This is a genomic window from Streptomyces sp. NPDC002324, from assembly GCF_053593335.1.
Window position 1 is genome coordinate 554,445 of sequence record NZ_JBSFCF010000002.1, and the last position, 20,829, is coordinate 575,273.

Annotated in this window: 20 protein-coding genes and 1 pseudogene; 12 read left to right on the forward strand and 9 right to left on the reverse strand. The window is 72.6% G+C overall.

Translation table 11 applies throughout. The annotated features are described in order from the left end of the window. Positions 1–91: 91 nt before the first annotated feature. From paaB to paaE, 4 genes are read left to right on the forward strand one after another with little or no spacing between them, the layout of a single operon-like run. A complete protein-coding gene (paaB, locus tag ACWCRJ_RS05470) occupies positions 92–358 on the forward strand; it encodes a 1,2-phenylacetyl-CoA epoxidase subunit PaaB (protein WP_028796737.1) in 267 nt (88 codons plus the stop codon). Positions 359–368: 10 nt separating this feature from the next. After that, positions 369–1,196, forward strand: coding sequence for a 1,2-phenylacetyl-CoA epoxidase subunit PaaC (paaC, locus tag ACWCRJ_RS05475; protein ID WP_450938033.1), 828 nt, complete (start codon positions 369–371; stop codon positions 1,194–1,196). Continuing rightward, entirely contained in the window at positions 1,190–1,696 is a 507-nt protein-coding gene (paaD, locus tag ACWCRJ_RS05480) for a 1,2-phenylacetyl-CoA epoxidase subunit PaaD (RefSeq protein ID WP_450938034.1), read from the forward strand. Before paaC ends, paaD begins: the two co-directional genes overlap by 7 nt. Next, positions 1,696–2,862, forward strand: coding sequence for a 1,2-phenylacetyl-CoA epoxidase subunit PaaE (gene paaE / locus ACWCRJ_RS05485; protein WP_450938035.1), 1,167 nt, complete (start codon positions 1,696–1,698; stop codon positions 2,860–2,862). Before paaD ends, paaE begins: the two co-directional genes overlap by 1 nt. A 311-nt stretch (positions 2,863–3,173) precedes the next feature. Here paaE and ACWCRJ_RS05490 read toward each other — a convergent pair whose 3' ends face one another. Beyond that, the gene (locus tag ACWCRJ_RS05490; RefSeq protein ID WP_450938036.1) at positions 3,174–3,662 is read right to left on the reverse strand and encodes an Lrp/AsnC family transcriptional regulator; all 489 of its coding nucleotides are present in this window, start codon (positions 3,660–3,662) and stop codon (positions 3,174–3,176) included. A gap of 256 nt (positions 3,663–3,918) precedes the next feature. Between ACWCRJ_RS05490 and ACWCRJ_RS05495 the strand changes: the two are divergent. Further along, positions 3,919–5,527: pseudogene (locus tag ACWCRJ_RS05495) on the forward strand (FUSC family protein). A gap of 50 nt (positions 5,528–5,577) precedes the next feature. Next, the gene (locus tag ACWCRJ_RS05500) at positions 5,578–6,645 is read left to right on the forward strand and encodes a lactonase family protein (RefSeq protein WP_450938037.1); all 1,068 of its coding nucleotides are present in this window, start codon (positions 5,578–5,580) and stop codon (positions 6,643–6,645) included. Positions 6,646–6,741: 96 nt separating this feature from the next. Here ACWCRJ_RS05500 and ACWCRJ_RS05505 read toward each other — a convergent pair whose 3' ends face one another. Together ACWCRJ_RS05505 and ACWCRJ_RS05510 are read right to left on the reverse strand one after the other, a co-directional pair. After that, positions 6,742–7,665: a sirohydrochlorin chelatase gene (locus ACWCRJ_RS05505; RefSeq protein WP_086022912.1), complete on the reverse strand. Its 924-nt coding sequence runs from the start codon at positions 7,663–7,665 to the stop codon at positions 6,742–6,744. A gap of 193 nt (positions 7,666–7,858) precedes the next feature. Next, positions 7,859–8,836, reverse strand: coding sequence for an N-acetylglucosamine kinase (locus ACWCRJ_RS05510; RefSeq protein WP_450938038.1), 978 nt, complete (start codon positions 8,834–8,836; stop codon positions 7,859–7,861). A 314-nt stretch (positions 8,837–9,150) separates the two neighbouring features. Here ACWCRJ_RS05510 and ACWCRJ_RS05515 point away from each other — a divergent pair, with 314 nt between their 5' ends. Then, positions 9,151–9,828 carry a uracil-DNA glycosylase gene (locus ACWCRJ_RS05515; protein WP_059080573.1) on the forward strand — a complete coding sequence of 226 codons (678 nt, stop codon included), beginning with the start codon at positions 9,151–9,153 and terminating at the stop codon, positions 9,826–9,828. A gap of 237 nt (positions 9,829–10,065) precedes the next feature. Here the strand turns inward: ACWCRJ_RS05515 and ACWCRJ_RS05520 are convergent, their stop codons facing one another. Further along, positions 10,066–10,218, reverse strand: a complete 153-nt coding sequence (locus ACWCRJ_RS05520) for a hypothetical protein (RefSeq protein WP_450938039.1) — start codon at positions 10,216–10,218, stop codon at positions 10,066–10,068. 204 nt (positions 10,219–10,422) lie between these two features. Between ACWCRJ_RS05520 and ACWCRJ_RS05525 the strand changes: the two genes are divergently transcribed. Next, on the forward strand, positions 10,423–10,632 hold the full coding sequence (locus tag ACWCRJ_RS05525; RefSeq protein ID WP_046918376.1) for a DUF6243 family protein: 210 nt from the start codon (positions 10,423–10,425) through the stop codon (positions 10,630–10,632). Positions 10,633–10,782: 150 nt separating this feature from the next. On the opposite strand, the gene ACWCRJ_RS05530 is transcribed toward ACWCRJ_RS05525, so the two are convergent. Then, positions 10,783–11,868 (reverse strand): WD40/YVTN/BNR-like repeat-containing protein, encoded by a 1,086-nt coding sequence (locus tag ACWCRJ_RS05530; RefSeq protein ID WP_450938040.1) that lies wholly within the window; start codon positions 11,866–11,868, stop codon positions 10,783–10,785. Positions 11,869–12,105: 237 nt separating this feature from the next. Between ACWCRJ_RS05530 and ACWCRJ_RS05535 the strand changes: the two genes are divergently transcribed. Further along, positions 12,106–12,687 (forward strand): Rv1733c family protein, encoded by a 582-nt coding sequence (locus tag ACWCRJ_RS05535; RefSeq protein WP_450938041.1) that lies wholly within the window; start codon positions 12,106–12,108, stop codon positions 12,685–12,687. 157 nt (positions 12,688–12,844) lie between these two features. On the opposite strand, the gene ACWCRJ_RS05540 is transcribed toward ACWCRJ_RS05535, so the two are convergent. Further along, positions 12,845–13,627 (reverse strand): pectate lyase, encoded by a 783-nt coding sequence (locus tag ACWCRJ_RS05540; protein ID WP_450938042.1) that lies wholly within the window; start codon positions 13,625–13,627, stop codon positions 12,845–12,847. 45 nt (positions 13,628–13,672) lie between these two features. Then, complete coding sequence (locus ACWCRJ_RS05545) at positions 13,673–14,650, reverse strand: pectate lyase family protein (RefSeq protein WP_450938043.1); 978 nt, start codon at positions 14,648–14,650, stop codon at positions 13,673–13,675. Between the two features lie 457 nt (positions 14,651–15,107). Here ACWCRJ_RS05545 and ACWCRJ_RS05550 point away from each other — a divergent pair, with 457 nt between their 5' ends. After that, positions 15,108–16,433, forward strand: a complete 1,326-nt coding sequence (locus tag ACWCRJ_RS05550) for an extracellular catalytic domain type 1 short-chain-length polyhydroxyalkanoate depolymerase (RefSeq protein ID WP_450938044.1) — start codon at positions 15,108–15,110, stop codon at positions 16,431–16,433. A 227-nt stretch (positions 16,434–16,660) separates the two neighbouring features. Continuing rightward, the gene (locus ACWCRJ_RS05555) at positions 16,661–17,965 is read left to right on the forward strand and encodes an SGNH/GDSL hydrolase family protein (RefSeq protein ID WP_450938165.1); all 1,305 of its coding nucleotides are present in this window, start codon (positions 16,661–16,663) and stop codon (positions 17,963–17,965) included. 40 nt (positions 17,966–18,005) lie between these two features. Here the strand turns inward: ACWCRJ_RS05555 and ACWCRJ_RS05560 are convergent, their stop codons facing one another. After that, complete coding sequence (locus tag ACWCRJ_RS05560) at positions 18,006–19,358, reverse strand: FAD-dependent oxidoreductase (protein ID WP_450938045.1); 1,353 nt, start codon at positions 19,356–19,358, stop codon at positions 18,006–18,008. 172 nt (positions 19,359–19,530) lie between these two features. Between ACWCRJ_RS05560 and ACWCRJ_RS05565 the strand changes: the two genes are divergently transcribed. After that, the gene (locus tag ACWCRJ_RS05565; RefSeq protein WP_450938046.1) at positions 19,531–20,061 is read left to right on the forward strand and encodes a DUF6214 family protein; all 531 of its coding nucleotides are present in this window, start codon (positions 19,531–19,533) and stop codon (positions 20,059–20,061) included. 26 nt (positions 20,062–20,087) lie between these two features. On the opposite strand, the gene ACWCRJ_RS05570 is transcribed toward ACWCRJ_RS05565, so the two are convergent. Next, positions 20,088–20,753, reverse strand: a complete 666-nt coding sequence (locus ACWCRJ_RS05570) for a DUF305 domain-containing protein (protein ID WP_450938047.1) — start codon at positions 20,751–20,753, stop codon at positions 20,088–20,090. Positions 20,754–20,829 lie beyond the last annotated feature (76 nt).

Below are 20,829 nucleotides of genomic sequence, written 5' to 3' on the forward strand. Positions count from 1 at the left end.
GGGCGACGGTGGCACGGTCCGTACGAACGACGCGGGCACGGCCCGTACGAACGAGGCGGGCACGGCCCGCGCGGACAAGGGCGACTGGCCGCTGTACGAGGTCTTCGTGCGCGGCAAGCGCGGGCTCAACCACGTCCACGTCGGCTCGCTGCACGCCGCCGACGACCAGATGGCCCTCACCCACGCCCGCGACCTCTACACCCGCCGCAACGAGGGCGTCTCCCTGTGGGTGGTGCGCTCCGAGCACATCGCCGCCTCCACCCGCGACGAGAAGGACCCCTTCTTCGAGCCCAGCGCCGACAAGGTGTACCGCCATCCCACGTTCTATGACATCCCCGACGACGTCCCGCACATCTGAGGAGCAGGGCATGAGTGACGACCACGTCTACCTGACCCTCGCCGAGGGACACGAGGACGACGCGCGCTGGGCGTACGGCACCGGCTTCGAGGACCCGCTGCACGGCGTGGACACCACGGTGCCCGAGGGTGTGGACGCCGGTGAACTGGCCGCCATCTGCGTGGCGTTGGGCGACGACGCCCTGGTCAGCGCGCAGCGCCTCGCCGAGTGGACCACCCGCGCGCCCGAACTGGAGGAGGAGGTCGCCCTCGCCAACATCGGCCTCGACCTCCTCGGTCAGGCCCGTCTGCTGTACTCCCGCGCGGGCCAGGCCGACGGCACCGGGCGCGACGAGGACGCGTACGCCTACTTCCGGGACGCAGGCGACTTCCGCAACGTCCGCCTCGCCGAACTCCCGTGCGGAGACTTCGCGTTCTCGATCGTCCGGCTGCTCGTGCTGTCCAGCTGGCGCCTCGCGCACTTCGAGCAACTGGTCGAGCACCCCGACCCGGTGCTCGCGGCGATCGCGGCGAAGGGCGTCAAGGAGCTGACCTACCACCGCCAGTACGCCGCCGAATGGGCCGTGCGGCTGGGGGACGGCACCGAGGAGTCGCACCGGCGGATGCGGCGGGCGATGGAGCAGGCCGCCCCGTACTTCGGCGAGTTGTTCACCGCGCACGACGTACGGGAGGAGGTCGCCGACGTGCTCCGCCAGGTCACCGAGGCGGCCGGACTGCCCATGCCGGTGTACCGGCCGCTGTCCGGCGCGGGCCGCGACGGCGACCACACCGAGCATCTGGCGCCGCTGCTGGCCGAGTTGCAGAGCGTGGCCCGTGCCCATCCGGAGGCGACATGGTGATCACGCCGACCGAGGAGCGCCGCGCCCGGCACATCGCCGGGCAGGTTCCGGACCCCGAGCTGCCCATGCTGACCCTCGCCGACCTCGGCGTCCTGCGGGACGTCGAGCTGACGGAGGACGGCACGGTGGTCGCGAGCCTGACCCCGACCTACTCCGGCTGCCCGGCCATGGCCGAGATGCGCGCCGACGTGGCGGCCCGGCTGAGCGCCGCCGGATACGCGCGGGTGGAGATCCGTACGGTTCTGACCCCCCCGTGGACCACCGACTGGATCACCGACACCGGCCGCCGCAAACTCACCGAACACGGCATCGCCCCACCCGGCGCGGCGCCCCGAGGCCCGGTCCCCCTCCTGCTGTCACCCGTCCGGCGGACGGTCGCCTGCCCGCTCTGCGGCTCGGCGGACACCGAGGAGACCTCGCGCTTCGCCGCCACGTCCTGCAAGTCACTGTGGCGCTGCCGCGCCTGCCGCGAGCCGTTCGAGCACGTCAAGGAGATCTGATGGAAGGCCTCAAGGAAGAACAGACGGGAGGCCCGCGGGTCGGGGCGGTGGCCTCGCCGGTGCCGACGGGTTCCGTCACCCCGGCGGTCCACGCGCGCACTCGCCGCCGTCCGGCCTTCCACGCCCTGCGGGTCGCCTCCGTGGAGCCGCTCTGCGAGGACGCCGTCGCCGTCGGGTTCGCGATCCCGGCGGAACTGGCGCAGGAGTTCGCCTTCGCGCCCGGACAGTCGCTGACCCTGCGGCGCGAGATCGACGGACGCGACGAGCGCCGCTCGTACTCGATCTGTTCGCCGGCCGGTACGACGCCGCGCATCGGTGTACGGGTCGTGCCGGGCGGGCTGTTCTCGTCGTGGCTCGTGGACGACGTACGGCCCGGTGACACCGTCGACGTCATGGGCCCCACCGGGTTCTTCACCCCCGACCTCGGCACCCCCGGCCACCATGTGCTGATCGCGGCGGGCTCCGGCATCACGCCCATGGTCTCCATCGCCGAGTCCGTACTGGCCGCCGATCCCTCCTCGACCGTCACCCTCTTCTACGGCAACCGCCGCAGCGGCACGGTGATGTTCGCCGACGAGCTGGCCGACCTGAAGGACCTGTACCCGGCCCGCTTCCAGCTCGCCCACGTCCTCTCCCGTGAACCCCGCGAGGCCGAGGTGCTCTCGGGCCGCCTCGATGCCGACCGCCTCTCGGCGCTGATCGGCTCCCTGGTCGACGTCGGCACCGCGGACCACTGGTGGCTGTGCGGTCCGCACGGCATGGTCCGCGACGCCCAGCGGGTGCTGGCCGGGCTCGGGGTGCCGGAGGACCGGGTCCACCAGGAGCTGTTCTACGCCGACGACGAGCCCGTGCGGGAGGTCCGGCACGAGGAGGCCGTCGCCGAGGGGCCCGTCAGCGAGGTGACGGTCACCCTCGACGGCCGCTCCACGACGGCCGCGCTCTCCCGCGAACGGAGCATCCTGGACGGCGCCCAGCGCACCCGCCCCGATCTGCCCTTCGCCTGCAAGGGGGGCGTCTGCGGCACCTGCCGGGCCCTGGTCACCGACGGCACGGCCGACATGCGGCGCAACTTCGCGCTCGAACCGGCGGAGGTGGCCGCGGGGTACGTCCTGACCTGCCAGTCGTACGCGGTGTCGGAGACGCTGACGGTCGACTTCGACACGTGAGGGGTGGGGGCGCGGGCGGACTGGGGGTGGGTTCGGTCGTGGGTCGGGTGCGGGTTGGGCCGGGCTGGTCGCGCAGTTCCCCGCGCCCCTGAGGAGCACCAGGCCCCGCGGGCCCGAAAGCCCAGGCCTTTCGGGCCTGAAAAGCACGGGGCGCAGCCCCTGCTTTTCAGGGGCGCGGGGAACTGCGCGACCAGCCCCCACTCACCTGCACCCGAAGAACAACCCCACAACCCCACCGCCCCGCTCGTCCCGACGCCTCGCCCGGTCGGATCGGTGGCCTCCGCGGGAGCGGGCCGGTACCAGCCCGCCGGTCAGTTCCTCGCCGGCCGGCCCGCCGCCGCGCCGATCGACTCCACCAACGGCGAAAGCCGGTAGGGCACGCGCTCCCTGAGCGCGACCTCCGTGCGGGTGCGCACGACACCCGGCAGGCTGATCAGCGACTGGATGACGTCCTCCAGATGCGCGTTGTCCCGGGCCACCACCCGGGTCAGGAGATCGCCCCCACCGGTGATCGAGAACGCCTCGACGATCTCCGGTACGCCCGCGAGCGCGTCCCCGACGTCGTCCAGGTTCCCCTGTGTCACCTCGATGTGCACGAAGGCCAGCACGGGGTGGCCGAGCGCGGCGGGGGAGAGGGACGGGCTGGTGCCCGTGATCACGCCGTCGCGTTCCAGCCGGTCGAGGCGGGCCTGCAGCGTGCCGCGGGCGACGCCGAGGACGCGGGCGCACTCCCGCACGCTGGTGCGCGGCTGGTCCAGGAGCAGCCGCAGGATGCGGGTGTCGAGCTCGTCCACCGCCATGGTCCGTTGGCCTCCCTCTGGCACTGGGTGAAGTGGCCAGACTGTACCAATGGCCCAGTGCATACGACGCCGGTTGAGCCACCGGGCCTCTGGTGCTTTCCTGATGACCATCGATGGCGCCGCGCAGCGCAGGACGGCAATGAGGCCGGTCCGTGCCCGCGGCGCCATTTCCATGCCGTGACGGCGTGGTCGGACTTCGAAGGCCCCGCAGGGGCCTCAGTGAACAGGAGAGGACGGGCGGCCGGCGGTGAAGAGGATGTTCATGGCTCCGGACCCGGGGCGCATGAGGCTGCGGGTCGCGCTGCGGGCGGTGCTCGGCATCGGTCTCGCGGTGACCGCGGCGGAGACGGCCGGGGCTGTCGCTGACCGCCTCGATCACGGCCGGGCTCACGGCGCTCCTCGCCCTCTTCACGGTCGCCGACCCCACCGTGCGCGGTCAGGCGGTCACCACCGCCCTGCTGCCCGCCGTGGGCTTCCCGGTCCTGGCTCTCGCGACGGTGCTGCACGACCTGCCGACGCTGCGCGACGCGGTCTGGCTCGTGGTGATCTTCTGCGGCGTCCACGCCCGCCGCTGGGGGCCACGCGGCCACGCGCTCGGCATCTTCGCCTTCATGACCTTCTTCGTCACCCAGTTCCTGCACGCCGTCCCCGGCCAGCTGCCGGAGCTGTACACGGCGATGACCCTCGCGCTGACGGCCTCCTCGGCCGTGCGCTTCGGCGCCTGGTGCATCGAGCGCCGCTTCCCGCCGCCGGCCTCCCCCGCCCCGGGCGACGGCCGGGGACTCGCCCGGTCCACCACCCGGCAGGCCTTCCAGGCGAGCGCCGCCTGCGCCTTCGCGATGACCGTCGGGCAGGTCCTCTCGCAGGAACGCTGGTACTGGGCCGTCGGCACCGCCTGGTGGATCTTCGTGAACACCACCTCGCGCGGCGAGACCCTGGTCCGCGGTTTCCGTCGCCTGGTCGGCACGGTCACCGGCATCCTCGTCGGCCTGCTCGTCGCCGTCCCCCTCCACGGCGCCCCGGCCCCCACCGCCGCACTGGTCGCCGTCTGCGTGTTCGGCATCTTCTACACCGCCGCCGTGTCGTACTCCTGGATGATGCTCTGCGTCACCGTGATGGCGGCACTGCTCTACGGTCTCCTCGGCGTTCTGGACCCCGCGCTCCTCGGCCTGCGCCTGGCGCAGACCGGGGTAGGCGCGCTCGGCGCCGCCCTCGCCGTGGCGCTCGTCCTCCCCGTCACCACGCACGCCGTCACCGACCGGTGGGTGCGCCGCGCCCTGCACGCGGTGCACGCCTGCACCGCGACGGCGGCCCGGAGCCTCGCGGGAGACCCCGACGCGGACCCGGCCCCGCACGTGGCGGAGCTGGAGGCACTCCTCGGGCGCGTACGGCTGTCCCTCGCGCCCCTGGTCCACCCCCTCAACCCGTTGCGTCGACGCAAGGAACGGGCCCGCCGGGTGCTCGCCCTGCTCGACGACTGCGCCCGCGAGGCCCGAGGCCTCGGGGAGGTCGTGCGAGCCCCCCACGGCACGCACGGTGTCCGCCACGCTCCCCGCACGGCCCGCGCCGACCACGGCGGACCCCGTACGGCACCCGCGGCACACCCCCTGGCCGTCGACGCCGGCCCGGGCGCCTCCTCCCACGGAGCCCGCCTCACAGCCGCCTGCCGCCGCGTCGAATCGGCCGTCGAGACCCTGGTCGGCGCGCTGCCCGAGCGCCCCGCCCCGGCGCACGCCGGCGCCCCGCACCCCGACCGTCACCCCGGCGCGGAGCAGGCCCTCGCACATCTCCACGGTCTGGAACGCGCCCTCGCGGACCTGGCCCCGCCGCTGCGTGGTTCCTCCCTCGTACAGACTTTGGTCTAGACCTCCTGCTACTGTTTGCCGGCACACCGGGCGAGCGGGAGGGGACGACAGTGACGACAGCGCCTCGGGCGACGGGCGGACAGCGGCCACGACGGGCCTACATCGGGTCGTTCACCTCGGCGGGCGGCCCGGGCGTCCTCGTCGCCGCCGTGGACGAGGAGAGCGGAGCCCTGACCGTCCTCGGCGGCGCGGACGACGTTCCCGACCCGTCCTACCTCGCCCTCGCACCGGGCGGTGGCACCCTCTACGCCGTCAGCGAGCGAACCGAGGGTGCCGTGGCCGCCTACCGGGTGACGGGCGAAGAGCCCGAGTTGACCGGGCCGCCCGTGACGGTGGGCGGCGGCCCCACGCACCTGTGTCTGCACACCGGTCACGTGCTGACCGCCGACTACGGCTCCGGCAGCGTCACCGCCGTCCCCCTGCGCCCCGACGGCACCCTCGCCCCCTCGGCGTCAGGAACGCTCCGGCACAGGGGATCGGGGCCGGACCCGCTTCACCGGCGGGCACCGCACGCCCACCAGGTGGTGCCCGCCCCGGACGGCCGCCACTTCCTCGGCGTCGACCTCGGCACGGACTCGGTGCGGGTGTGCGCGCTGGAGGACGGCGTCCCCGTCGTCCTCCACGAGACGGCCCTGCGGCCGGGCTCGGGACCACGCCACCTCGCCCTCCACCCGGGCGGACCCGACGGACCGGACGGGGTGTCCGTGTACGTCCTGAACGAACTCGCCGCCACGGTCACCGTGTGCCGCTGGAAGGCCCCTGACGGCCCGCTGGAACCCCTGCGAGAGATATCGGTGCTCCCGCAAGCCCCCGCGGGCGACGCGTATCCCTCGGGCATCGTCGTGTCCCCCGACGGGCGTTTCCTGTGGACCGCCACCCGGGGCGCGGACGTCCTGTCGGTGCTCGCCGTCGAGGACGCCGGGCCGCGCCTGGTCGCGACCGTGTCCTGCGGCGGCCACTGGCCGCGCGCCCTCGCCCACGCGGCCGGGACGCTGTACGTGGCCAACGAGAGGTCGGGCGACGTCACCTGGTTCACGGTGGACCCGGAGTCGGGCACACCGGTGCGCGGCGGCTCGATCGAGGTGCCGGCGGCGTCCTGTGTCGTCCTGGACGTCTGAACGGCAACCCGGCACGGATACGGCCGAGGGCCCGCTCCTGCGAGAGGAGCGGGCCCTCGGCCGTACGGGTCGCGGTCCGGGATCGGAGCACCCGGCTCAGCGAACCGGCATGCCCTGCGGCTGCTGCGGCGCGATGCCGAGCGCGGTGGTGTACTTGCCGAGCGCCAGCTTGCCGATCGCCGGGTAGGGGCCGAGCGCCTCGGCGGCGGAGCAGCCCGCCTCCTTCGCGGCGGCCTCGATCAGACCGGCGTCGATCTCCGGCCCTATCAGGTAGGGCGCGAGCGCCAGCTGCTGGGAGCCCGAGGAACGCAGCTGCTCGGCCACGGAGGTGATGGAGCCCTCCTGGTCCAGGGCGGCCGCCATCACCGGCACGGCGAGGCGCGCGGCCAGCAGCATGCCCGTGATCCCGGCGGCCTGCACGGCCTCCTCGCCGCCCACGGTGGCGAGGACGATGCCGTCCGCGGCGGTGGCCACGGTGAACAGCCGGGCCCGGTCGGCACGCGCCAGACCGGCCTCGGACAGGCGCACGTGCAGCGCCTCGGCGAGCAGCGGGTGCGGGCCGAGGACATCGGTCAGCTCGGCCGCGATACGGCTCTCCATGACGGCCTGGCGGACCTGGCGCAGGGTGGCACTGTCCGGGCCGGCCAGCAGGGGCACGACGACGGCGACGAGGCCCTCCGGCTCCTTGACGTCCAGGCCGGCGGCACGCGCCTGCTCGTAACGGGCCGTGCGCTCCTCGGCGGCGCGGGCGAGCACCGACTGCAGCGTGGGGAACTCGTCGGCGCCACCGTCGACATAGCCGATACGGGCGTCGAGGCCGGGCAGCTCGGAGCGCGCGATGCTCACGACCTCCTCGGCGAGGCCGCGCGTGGCGGCGCTGGGCGTGCCGGGCACCGCGAGGACGAGCGCGGGCGCGCCCTCGGGAGCCGCCAGGGGCTCCGGGCGGCGGTGCCGCCCGGGCTGGCGGGGTCGCGGCATTCGTACTGGCAGGCCGGACGCGGGCCCAGTGGGGGAGCTCATGGCGCCGCATGTTACTGGCTTCTTGGGCTCCCCTGTTCGGGGAGGGTGCAGGTGAGCGGTATCCGTCCTGATTTGTCTGATGAGTTACGGGCCGATCAGGGTCGATCACTACCGCATATATCTATCGAGGGCCGTACTTGGGTGCGAACGGTGGTGCTTGTCCGACAGGCTGGATTGCTCCCTTTTGCGGGGACTACTTTTCGGCCACCACGTACAACATCCGCTCGTCGTACGGCAACCCCGGACCCTCACCCGCCAGCGCGCCCGCGATACGCACGGCTCCGACCAGCGGATCTCCCTCCGCCGGCACCAGCGGCGCATGCGGCAGCAGCTTCGCCAACTCCGCCGCCAGCGGGACGCGCAGCGGATCGCCCAGCTTGAACAGGCCGCCGGTCAGGGCCACTCGGGGCTCGCCCGACGCCGGGCAGACGGCGGCCGCCGCGTCGGCCATGTGCCGGGCCGCCTCGCGCAGGACGTCCGCCGCCACCGGATCGTCCGCGGCGCACGCGCCCACCTCGGGCGCGAAGGAGGCGAGGACCGCCGGGCGGTCGGGCCTCGGGTAGAGCAGCCCGGGAAGTCCGTCCAGCGGACCGAACCGCTTTTCGGCGCGCGCCAGCAGCCGCGCCGAACCACCGCTGCGCCCGTCGTACGCCCGCAGCGCCGCCTCCAGTCCGGCCCGCCCGATCCACGCCCCGCCGCCGCAGTCCCCGAGCAGATGGCCCCAGCCGTCCGCCCGGCGCCAGCTCTCCAGGTCCGTGCCGATCGCGATCAGCCCGGTACCGGCCGCGATCACCGCGCCCGGCCGCACACCGAGGGCGCCGGTGTACGCGGCGACCGCGTCGGCCACCAGCGCGATCCGCCGCACCCCCAACTCACGCGTCAGCGCCGACGGCAGCTCCGCGCGCAACCGCTCGCCGAGCGTCGCGAACCCGGCGGCCCCGACGGCCACGGCGACCGGACGGCCGCACCCGGCCTCGTCGATCAGCCGCCGGGCCATGGGCAGCAACCGCTCCAGCAGATGCCCGGCGTCGATCCCGCGTTCCCCGGTCCGCACGGGTTCCCCGGAGGCCACCGGCTCTCCGAGCACTTCGGTGCCCCGGGCCAGGACCGCCCGCAGTCCGGAGCCGCCGGAGTCCACGGCGAGCACGACGGGATGCGCCGCGCCGGTCACGGCAGTCGCCGGTCCACGGGAGCGCCGCTCTGGGGGGCCGGCGCCCCATCGAGCGGCAGCACCCCCTGCCACGTCCACATCGTGAGGCCCGTGTAGAGGGGACGAAGGGTGGGCCGTAGGTGAGAACCATGGCGGCGGAGCGGCCTGAGCACTGGATGCGACAAGTCCCCTCCTTCCCGGTGACCGGCGGCGTGACCTGCTCGACCGGTTCGAAGATCTGGATGACGACGAAGAGTAGCGCCTGCGGGGCGGGCGGTGCGGGGGCCTTCCCGGGGTATGCGGGGTGTCTGTGTGTGCCAGTAGAGTGACGCGCCGTGGCACCACGACCTTTGCATGAACTTGTTGAAGCGGGCTGGGCGAAGGCCCTTGAGCCGGTGGCCGAACGGATCGCCGGGATGGGGGACTTCCTGCGGGCCGAGATAGCGGCGGGCCGGACCTATCTGCCGTCCGGGGCGAACGTCCTGCGGGCCTTCCAGCAGCCCTTCGACGACGTCCGCGTCCTGATCGTCGGTCAGGATCCCTATCCCACACCGGGCATGGCGATCGGGTTGAGCTTCGCGGTCTCACCGGAGGTGCGTTCGCTGCCGGGCAGTCTGGAGAACATCTACCGCGAGATGCACTCCGACCTCGGGCTGCCCAGACCGTCGAACGGCGATCTGACGCCGTGGGCACAGCAGGGCGTCCTGTTGCTCAACAGGGCCCTCACCACGGCCCCGCGCAAGCCGGCGGCGCACCGCGGAAAGGGCTGGGAGGAGGTCACCGAGCAGGCGATACGGGCGCTGGCCGGGCGGGGGAAGCCGCTGGTGTCCATCCTCTGGGGCCGCGACGCGCGCAATCTTCGGCCGTTGCTGGGAGAGCTTCCGGCGATCGAGTCCGCGCATCCGTCCCCGATGTCGGCCGACCGGGGTTTCTTCGGTTCGCGTCCGTTCAGCCGGGCCAACGACCTGCTGCTGCGGCAGGGCGCACAGCCCGTGGACTGGCGCCTGCCGTAGGGCACGGCGCGCGTGCGTGGCTCGGAGGTCGGTCCTCGGGCCGTGTGAGGGGTGGGCTCGTGGTACCGCGCCCGCCGCCCGCCGCACCCGGTCGCGTCGGTTCCTGGCGTCCGGCTCGGCCTCCCTCAGGGACGAGCGGTGCGGTCCCGGCGCGGGCGGCGCGCAGGCCTCCGCGCCGGACCCGTGTCCGCCGAGGCGGCCGGGCACCCCTACCGGTGGCTGGGACGAACGCGTCCGTCAGGCGGAGGGCTTGTGGAACTGTTCGATCAGTGCCGCGTAGCCGCTGTCGGCATGACCGTCGGCCGCCGCGCGGTCGTCGAGCGCCTTCGACGCCAGAGGGGTGGTCGACGACGCGACGCCCGTTGCCGTCCTCGCCGGGCCGGAGGACACTCACCACGACCCCTCGTACAGGCCGGACGGCGAAAAACGTGGTGTGCGGGCCCGACGGAACCGGGTACCGTCATGGTCATGTTCTTCCAGACGCCGATTTACGAGTGAGAGCGTGATGGGCCCTTGCTGACGTCCCTAGACGTCGCCGCGCCCGTCCCCCACCGATGAATCCGTAGACCACTTCGCATCATTCCGGGAGAACCCATGAGCAAGAACATCAACAACCCCGTGGGCATGGGCGGCGGCCAGCGCAAGAAGCTGTCCCGCGCCGAACGGCAGAACAACGGTCCGCACCGCAACCTCGACCGCCAGGTCGCCGCCGACCAGAAGGCTGAGCTGCTGCGCAAGATGCGCGAGAAGGCCGGCACGGCCGAGGACGCCGGGCAGACGGGCGACGACACCGCACAGCGCTGACGCACCGCCGCCGCAGGGCGGCACCGCACGGGGGCAGGGCCCGGACCACGACACGTGGTCCGGGCTCTGCGCCGTACCGGGACCGCGCGGTCACCGTCGCCCGTCGCTCAGCCGTATCTGCTTCTTCACGTCCTTCCCTCCCCCCGCCGCTCAGCCCACGACCGCCGCGCGCACGCACAGCACGTCCGGCAGGTGCGACATCAGCTGGTGCCAGGTGTCGCCGTCGTCGGCCGACGCGTACACCTCGCCGTTGCGGTTGCCGAAGTAGACGCCTGCCGGGTCCGCGTCGTCCGTGCACATCGCGTCGCGCAGGACCGTGCCGTAGTGGTCCTCGGCCGGCAGACCCGCCGACAGCGGCTCCCAGCTCTTGCCCGCGTCCGCCGTGCGGTAGACCCGGCAGCGGCGGTCGGCCGGGACACGGTCGGCGTCGGCGGTGATCGGGAACACGTAGGCGGTGTCCCCGCGGTGCGGGTGGGCGACGGCCGCGAACCCGAACGTGGAGGGCAGGCCCTCGCCGATGTCCTCCCAGTGAGCGCCCCCGTCGTCGCTGCGGTACACCCCCCAGTGGTTCTGCAGATACAGCCGGTCGGGGGTCACCGCGTCCCGGGTGACCTTGTGCACGCACTGGCCGAACTCCGGATTCGGGTCCGGCAGGAACACCGCCGAGACGCCGGAGTTGGAGGGCGACCAGCTCGCGCCGCCGTCCTCGGTGCGGAACACCCCGGCGGTGGAGACGGCCACGGTCATCGCGCGCGGGTCGCGCCGGTCGGTGAGGATCGTGTGCAGCCCCTCGCCACCGCCGCCCGGCACCCACCTGTCGCGCGTGGGGTGCTCCCACAGCGGCCGCACCAGGTCGAAGCTCACCCCCCGGTCCTCGGAGCGGTAGAGCGCGGCCGGTTCCGTGCCCGCGTACACCACGTCCGGCTCCGCCGCCGACGGGTGCAGCTGCCACACGCGCTCCAGCGAGGCACCGGTGTCCTGGGGGAACTTGACGGCGGGCCGGGCAGGCTCGGTCCAGGTGCGGCCGAGGTCGTCGGAGTGGAAGACGGAGGGGCCCCAGTGGGCGCTGTCGCCGCCGACGAGGAGCCGCGGGGTGTCCGTACGGGTGTCGATGGCGACCGCGTAGACGGCCTGCGCGTTGAAGTACGGTGTCTCGTCGAACTGCCAGGTGTCACCGCGCCGCCGCCCGATGAACAGCCCCTTGCGCGTGCCTACGGTGAGCAGTACCTCGGCCATCCCGGCCACCTCCTGGACGTCGTCGTCTCAGCCATGGGTCAGTCTGCACCCCGCCACTGACAGTCACCCCCTGAGTCGCCTTCGCCGCAGGTCAGCGGGCGTGGAGGGACGTGGTGTGCGGGGCGGGGGACCGGCCGGGCCGGGTGGGGTGACCCACGTCGCATGAGCAGGTGGCGGGCCGCCGCCGTATGGGAGAGCGGTCCGGCAGTCCTGCGTGTGCGAGGGAGGGTGCCTCCGATGGTGGCATTCCGTGGTCCGAAGGTGTGGCTGTGGCGATGGCGGCGCAACCCGCTCAGACGACGCAGCGACCGGCTGGAGTCCTGGGTCGTGCTGATCACCTGGGCCCTGACGCTGTTCGGCGGGGTGACGACGGGCCTCATGACCGCCGACTCGGTGGAGTCCGGTCTCGCCCGCCAGCGCGCCGAGTGGCGCCCGGTCGGCGCGGTCCTCACGGAGGACGCGCCGGAGCCCTCCGGCCAGAGCGGCACGGGCGCGGAGAAGGTCTGGGCGAAAGTCCGCTGGACGGCCCCGGACGGTTCAGCCCACGAGGGACAGGCACGGGTCGACCCCGCCACCCTGATGGGCGCCCCGGTCACCGTGTGGACGGACGCCGAGGGCCTGCTGGTCACCAAGCCCGCCAGTGAGGCCCAGGCCAGGCTGCGCGCCACGCTCGTCGGCACTCTCGCGGGACTGTTCGTGGCCGCCGTGCCCGTCGTGGGCGGCCGGCTCGTCCGGGGCCGGATGGAGCGGCGGCGGATGGACCAGTGGGACGAGGAGTGGGAGCGGATCGGCCCGCTCTGGGAGCGCAAGATCTGGTGAGAGCGGTCGGGGCGGACCTGTGACGGTGACCGCCTCGGCCACCCCCCGGCGGGCGTTTCAGGCAGGGGGGCCCGCACATGGCCGACGGCCGGACGAAACCCGTGGGGGAAGGCGTCGTCCGGCCGCCGGGGGACTCACCGATGGGTGAGGAGCGGTCTCACCGGTAGGTGATGTCCGAGGAGGCGTACAGGCAGTTGGTGCTGTCGGGGCCCGTACCGACGGCGGTGTTGTTGTTGTACTTCTGGCACGGGACGACCTTGCGGCCGCTGTCGTTGAGGATCGTGATCTTCCGCAGGGTCGCCACGTCGCCCCGGTTGACGTTGATGCCGACGAGCCGCGCGGTGGAGCCCGTCCCGGTGACCTCGATGTTGTTGAGGTTCACCTTGCGGGTGTACTGCGTGGAACAGTCGCCGCACGAGCGGTACAGCGTCTTGAACTCGCTGACCGCGAAGTTGGAGATGTTCAGGGTGCCGGGCCCGTTGTGCTGGAAGACCTTGTCCGCCGCCTTCCGGGCGCCGCCGCCGGTCACCGTGTAGGTGGAGCCGCCGCGGAAGGTCGCCGCGTCCTCGCCGACGTCCTCCCACCAGACGTTCTGCAGTGTGCAGTTGCCCTCGCAGTGGATGCCGTCGGCGCCGGGCGCGCCGATGATGACGTTCTTCAGGGTCGCGCCGGCCGCGAGCTTGAAGATCGGGTCCTGGCCCTCCTCCTGGCCGTCGCCGGCCAGCTCGCCGCTGCCGTAGTAGCGGACCATGCCGCCGTCCCTGGTGCCCGACACCGAGATGGTGGAGGACACCGGCTGACTGCCGTTGGCGGACGGCCAGGTGGCGGCGTTCGCCGGAGTGGCCCCGCTAGTCATGATCATGCCAAACGAGAGGCTGAACGCGGCGAGCGTGCCGGTCAGCGCGCGTGTGCGGGCACGCGGACGTGCTGCAGAAGTCATGTCCCGATTCCTTCTGTTGTCCGAGCGGATGGGGGGTGGTGGAGCTCAGAGTTTCCCGGCGCCCGCGCCCGACGTCACCGAGGCGACGACGGAGGAGGCGGGCTCGGCGGTGTAGCCGTAGGGCGGGGCGGTGAAGCTGCCCACCCGGGAGATCTCGGTGGCGGCCCCACCGAGGTCGTTGCCGCGCAGGTTCGCGTAGCCGTCCACGTCACTGCTGCGGTTCGTGGTGACCGCGACTCCCGTGTTGCGGAAGACGTTGTTCTCCACGAGCATCTGGGCGCCCATGCGCGAGTGGCAGGCGGTCTCGGCGCCGTCCACGTAGTTGTTGTAGAAGTGCCCGGTGCCGAAGCGCAGGCTGGGGATGCGCGAGTACACGTTGCTGAAATGGTTGTGGTGGTACGTCACCTTCAGGTGCCCGGTGTCCTCGGAGGCGTTCTTGTCGCTGTGGCCGACGAGTGAGCCCTTGAAGTGCTCCTTGAAAGTGTTCCAGGACACCGTCACGCTGTCCGAGCCGTGGTTGATGTCCAGCAGGCCGTCGTAGTGGTCCTTGTCGTGCGTGCGGTCCGCGGAGAAGGAGTTGTGGTCGATCCACACCTTCGTGGACTCCTGGACCGTGATCCCGTCGGCGGGCGCGACCGGCTTGCTGATGTTCAGGTTGCGGACGACGACGTTGGTCCTCTCCTTGATCCGCAGGCCGCCGCCGGTGAACCCGGACGACGAACCCACGCCGAGCACCGTGGTGTTGGAACCGAGGTCCACCTGGCCGCTCAGCGAGATCAGGCCGCTCACGCGGACGACCTTGGCCGTGTCGCCGGTGACGGCGGCCTTGAACGCGGCGAGCGTCGAGACCGTGACAGGGGCGGCGCCGCCACCACCGGTGGTCCCGGCGCCGAAGCCGACCGGGGAAGTCTCCGCCGCGGCGGCGGAGTGCGGCAGGGCGAGGGTGGCGGTCGTCACCAGGGCGGCCGCCGCGGCCACCAGAGCCGATCTTTGCGCCTGTGTGCGTGGGGGGACGGTACGCATGCGGGTGCGTCCCTTCAGGGGAGATGCTGTCGGGCCATGTACATGAATCAGATTCATTGTTCTGATTGCCGCGCACGAGCAAAAGGGATGCGGCATGGATCTCGATGGTGCAGGTGGAGCGATTTCCCGGAGATGGGCCTGCTCCGGCGGGCCCGGACCCTGGGGTGGGGGTACGGCCGCCGGTTCACACTGCTGAACGGAACGTAGAGGGCAAGCGCTTTCTAGTCAACGCTTTGCGCAAAAGACATTGGGTCGGGCCTGGTGGGGGCGGCGCGCGATGTCCGGCGCGACCGCGGGGCGAAGTCGTCAGGGTGGCGCGAGCGAATTCTTTCGACGTGTGGGAGCGCTTCCATGGCCACCATGCCCATGTCACGATGCTGATCCGCTCATCTGAACCGCCCCTCCTTTGAACCGCCCCTCCTTTCTGCCGATCTCCGTCACAGGAAGGCACGACGACGTGACCCCCACCCCCCACGACCGGGCACGGACATCGCCGCGCTCGGTGCTCCTCACGCTGCTGGCGGCCCTGGTGCCGCTGCTCGCGGCCACACTGCTGACCGCGCCCACCGCCGCCGCGGCGGACGCGAGGACCGAGGCCGCTCCCCGGGCCGCGCTCACCGAGATCACGGGCTTCGGCACGAATCCCAGCAACCTGCAGATGTACCTGTACGTGCCGGACAGTGTCACCACGAAGCCGGCGATCGTGGTGGCCGTGCACTACTGCACCGGCTCGGGACCGGCGATGTACAACGGCACCGAATACGCCTCGCTGGCCGACCGTTACGGGTTCATCGTCGTGTACCCGTCCGTCACCCGCAGCAGCAAGTGCTTCGACGTCGCCTCCCCGCAGGCGCTGACCCGCGGCGGCGGCAGCGACCCCGTGGGCATCAAGTCCATGGTCGACTGGACCGTGCGCACCTACGGCGCCGACACCAGCAGGATCTTCGCCACCGGTATCTCCTCCGGCGCGATGATGACCAACGTCCTCCTCGGCGACTACCCCGACGTGTTCGCCGCCGGCGCCGCCTTCGCGGGCGTGCCCTTCGCCTGCTTCGCCACCACCAACGGCTCCGAGTGGAACAGCGACTGCGCGAACGGCAACGTCATCCGCACTCCGCAGGCCTGGGGCGATCTCGTCCGGGGGGCCCACCCCGGCTACACCGGACCCCGCCCGCGCATGCAGCTGTGGCACGGCACCACCGACGACGTGCTGCGCTATCCGAACTTCGGCGAGGAGATCAAGCAGTGGACCAATGTGCACGGCGTCGGCCAGACACCGTCGGCCACCGACTCGCCCCAGTCCGGCTGGACCCGCACCCGCTACGGCGGCACCGGTGACCGCGCCCCCGTCGAGGCCATCAGCCTCCAGGGCACCGGTCACAACCTCTACGCCTGGGGCATGGCCGAGCGCGTCCTCACCTTCTTCGGCCTGAACGGCTCCGGCCCCGCGCCCCAGCCTCCGGCCGACCCCTGCAAGGTGACCGTCACCACCAATGCCTGGAGCACCGGCCTGACCGCGTCGGTGACCGTCACCAACACCGGTACGACGGCGGTCAACGGCTGGAAGCTGGGCTTCACCCTCCCCTCGGGACAGACCGTCACCGGCGGCTGGGGCGCCACGTACAGCCCGACGAGCGGCGCCGTGACCGCGACCAACGCCTCGTACAACGCCGCGATCGCCCCCGGCGCGAGCGTCAGCATCGGCTACCAGGCCAACCACACCGGCAACAGCGCCGCGCCCTCTGCGTTCTCGCTCAACGGGGCTGCGTGCACGAGCGGTTGACGTGACGTGACGTCACCCGACCCGACCCGACCCGACCCGACCCGACCCGCCCTGCCCTGACCCGATCCCTCGTGCCCTGCTCCGGCCGGCCCTTTCCGGGCGGGCGCCCGCCCGGTGCGCGCCCGGACACGGTCCGCCCCGCCCGACCTCCGAGAAAGGCACCGCACTTGCGACCGCTCAGCAGCCCACAGCCCGTCGAGTCGTCGAGCCGGGCGCCGCTTGTGACCGTGCTCGCCACCTGCGTCCTCGCCCTGGCCCTGGTGGTGGCGTCGTCCGCCGTGGTCGCCCTGGTCGGGAGCCCCCGGCGGGCGGAGGGGGCCGGCACGGGCGAGACGGCGTCGTCCGCCCGGCACTGGGTGAACACCTGGTCCGCCATGCCGCAACTGACCGAGCCGGGCAACATGCCCCCGGCGCCGTTCACCGGGGAGCGGGCCGTACTGGTCGACACCACCCTGCGGCAGACCGTACGGGTCACCACCGGCGGCGACCGTGTCCGGCTGCGCTTCTCCAACGCCTTCGGCGGCAGCGCGCTGCCGCTGACCGCCGTGACGGTGGCCCTGCCGTTGGAGGGGCGGGCCGGGGTCGCGGCGATCGAACCAGGCACCTCCCGGACCGTGACATTCAGCGGCCGGGAGTCCACGACCGTACCGGTCGGCGCCCAAGTGGTCTCGGACCCGCTGGACTTCACGCTACGGCCGGGCACCGTCCTCACGGTGACCGCGTACCTGGCCGAGGGGCAGGCCTCGCTCGCCCTCACCTCGCACCCCGGCTCCCGCACCACCTCGTACCTCGATCACGGCGACCGCACCGAGGACACGGACCTCCCCGGCGCGACCCCGACCAACCACTGGTACCTGCTCAGCGACATCGAGGTGCTGTCCCGGCCCGCCACGACCTCGGTCGCCGTCCTCGGCGACTCGCTCACCGACGGCCGGGGCTCCACCACCAACGGCAACAACCGCTGGCCCGACCAGCTCTTCGACCGTCTCCAGCAGCGGCCCGGCACCCGGCACCTCGCCGTGGTGAACCTGGCGGCCGGCGGCAACCGCGTCCTCAACGACGGCCTCGGCCCCAACGCCCTCGCCCGCCTGGACCGCGACATCCTGGCGCACAGCGCCGTCGAGCAACTGATCGTCTTCGAGGGCGTCAACGACCTCGGCACCGCCGAGGCCACCCCCGCCGCCCAGCAGCGCGTCACCGCCGACCTGATCGCCGCCTACGAGCAGATCGTCGTCCGCGCGCACGCCCAGGGCATCCGTGTCCACGGCGCGACCCTCCTGCCCTTCGGCGGCAACACCCCCTACGACGACACCGCCGGACACCGCGAGGCCGCGCGGCAGGCCGTCAACACCTGGATCCGCACCAGCGGGCGCTTCGACGCCGTCATCGACTTCGACCGCGCGGTCCGCGACCCGCAGAACCCCCGCCGGCTCCTGCCCGGCCTCCACGACGGCGACTGGCTGCACCTCAACCCTGAGGGCTACCGCATCCTGGCCGAGACGGTCCCGGCCCGACTCCTCCAGCGGGGGTGAGCGGCCGACCCCGCCGTACGGCGGTGTGCGCCGGCGCCGCTCAGGGCCGGCCGGTGCGGGCCGCCGTCATGAGCGACTCCCAGTCGGGGAGCTTGACCACACCTCTGCCCAGCGAGGCCCCGAGCGCCGCCTCGGCCCGCTCGATCGCCTGCCAGCCCCACCACTCGACCGGCTCGCACCCCTCCGCGCGCAGGGCTGCCACCGGGTCGTCCGGCACGTGCCCGGCCGCCAGATCCGGCGCGTCCTGGAGGAGTGATGTCGCCGTCTCCTTGGCGCAGGGGCGGTTGGTGCCGATCACTCCGGTGGGGCCGCGCTTGATCCAGCCGGCCACGTACTCGCCGGGAGAGGGCCGGCCGTCGCGCAGCACCCGCCCGGCGCTGTGCGGGACCGTGCCGTGGGCCGGGTCGAAGGGGAGGCCGTCGAGGGGGACGCCCCGGTAGCCGACCGAGCGCAGGACCAACTGTGCCTCGATCTCCTCGTAGCGGCCGGTGCCGGTCAGGCCGCCGTGAGCGTCGGGTGCGGTGCGCTCCAGGCGTACGCCGCAGACCCGGTCGCCGTCGGCGAGGATCTCCACGGGGCGCAGGAAGAAGCGCAGCCGGATGCGGCGACGGCCCGAGGGGGCCGGCGCGGTGGCCCAGCCACGCAGGACCTCCACGTTGCGACGCCGGGCGGCGGGGAGGGAGGACGGGTCGACGTAGTCCGGGTCCAGCTCCAGCTCGGCCGGGTTGACGTCGACCCGGGTGTCCGGGAGGGTGCTCAGCTCGCGCAGCTCCTTGGTGGTGAATCGGGCGTGCGAGGGGCCCCGGCGGCCCACCATGTGGACGCGGGTGACCTCGCTGGCGGCGAGGGAGGCCAGCGCGGCCTGCGGCATGTCGGTGGGGCTCAGCTCGGTCGCGCCGCGTGCCAGCATGCGGGTGACGTCCACCGCGACGTTCCCGACGCCGATGACCACGGCCGTCCGCGCGCCGAGGGCGGGCCCGTCGAACGCGCGGGCCGTCGCGTCCGGATGCGCGCTGTACCAGGAGACGAACTCGGTGGCCGACCAACTGCCGCGCAGCTCCTCGCCCGGGATGCCGAGCCGGCGGTCGGCGGCGGCGCCCACGCAGTACACGACCGCGTGGTACAGCTCCCGCAGCCGGGCGGTACCCACTCCGTCCGGGCCCACCCGGACACCGCCGAGGAAACGCACCCGCTCGTGCTCCAGCACGCCACGCAGGTTGTTCTGCAGCGACTTGATCTTCTCGTGGTCCGGCGCCACCCCGTAGCGCACCAGGCCGTACGGGCACGGCAGCCGGTCCAGTACGTCGACGAGCACGTCCGGGTCCTGCTGGACGAGGCTCTGGGCGGTGTAGCACCCGCTCGGCCCCGAACCGATGACGGCGACACGCAGCACGGCGGAACTCCTTTGCGCGAGGAGATCGCTGGTGTCTCCAGGATGGCACCGCCCGGCCCGCCGGGGGAGGGGCGCGGAAGCGAGGCAGGGGTGCTGCGCCGTCGGGGTGCCGTACGCCCCCGGTATGCGTGCCTATTCGCAGTGAATGTGATCATGCGCTTACGTTGCGTATGTGCTGGAAGCATCCATTCTCAATCTTTCCGACCGCCACTGGCAGGACGGCGCCGTGAGCGTGCGGCCCGCCTGGGAGGTGCAGGGGCACGACGGAGCCACGGCATGGTTCAACGCGCGGCTGGCCTTCCCGGACGGCGCCGCGGTGGAGGTGCTCGCCGTGGTCTGCGAGGGCCGCCTGTCCCTGGAGGACGTGCGTGCCCAGCCACCGCTGTCCCTGGACGACCTGACGGAGCTGGCGGACTGGATCGAGGGCCCGCTGTTCGAGGTGTGCGGCACCACGCCCGAGTACCCCGAGGAGGGGCTGCCGGGAACCTCGCACGGACCCGGGCGCCGGGCCAGGCCCGCGTGGCCGCGCGGGGTGGAGGGGCGGCGGCTGGTGGCCGAGGAGTACCTCGCGGCGCAGCGGTCCGGCCACGACCCGGTCCTCGCCGTGATGCACGCGACTGGGCACAGCCGCCGCAAGTCGCTCCGGCTGATCGCCGGGGCGCGCGACGAGGGCCTGCTCGGCCCCCGCCACGCCCGGCGCTGAGCCGCCGGACCGGCAGGGGCCGCCGACTACGTCGTCAGGTCGCGCATGCGGCTGATCTCCGTGGCCTGCTGGGCGATCACGTCGTCGGCCATCTCCTCGACCAGGATGTTGTTGCCCTGTGCCTTCACGTCCGTGGCCATGGTGATCGCCCCCTCGTGATGGGTGATCATCAGCTTCAGGAAGAGCCGGTCGAACTTCGCCCCGTCGAGGGAGCCGAGTTCCTTCATCTGGGCCTCGGTCGCCATGCCGGGCATGGCGTCGTGGTCGTGCGAAGTCTCCCGCTTGTCACCGTCGTTGACCTTCAGCCACCCCTCCATGGCCTCGATCTCGGGCTTCTGGGCGGCCGAGATGCGTTCGGCGATCCGCTTCACCTGGGTCGACTTCGCGTGGTCGGGGGCGAGTTCGGTCATCTCCAGGGCCTGGGTGTGGTGCACGATCATCATGCGTGCGTAGTCGAAGTCCGCTGAATTCGGAGTGTCATCCTCCGCCCGCTGCTTCTCAACTTCTTCCGGCGAAAGGGTTTGAGCCGCCTCACCCGGTTTTCCGGGGGCGATCACCGCCGGTCCGCTCGACCGGGCGGAACCACCGTCGGGGTCCGCCCCGGACCCCGAGTCGCACCCCGCGAGCGCCAGGAGAACGGCCGTCAGCGAGGCCGTGACCAGCGGCGCGCGGGATGGGCGGCGAACGAGCACAGTGGCCTCCTGGGACACGGCAACGGGTGTACGCCTCTTGAGTGTTGACGAACTTTCCTCACACGCTTTCACTGAT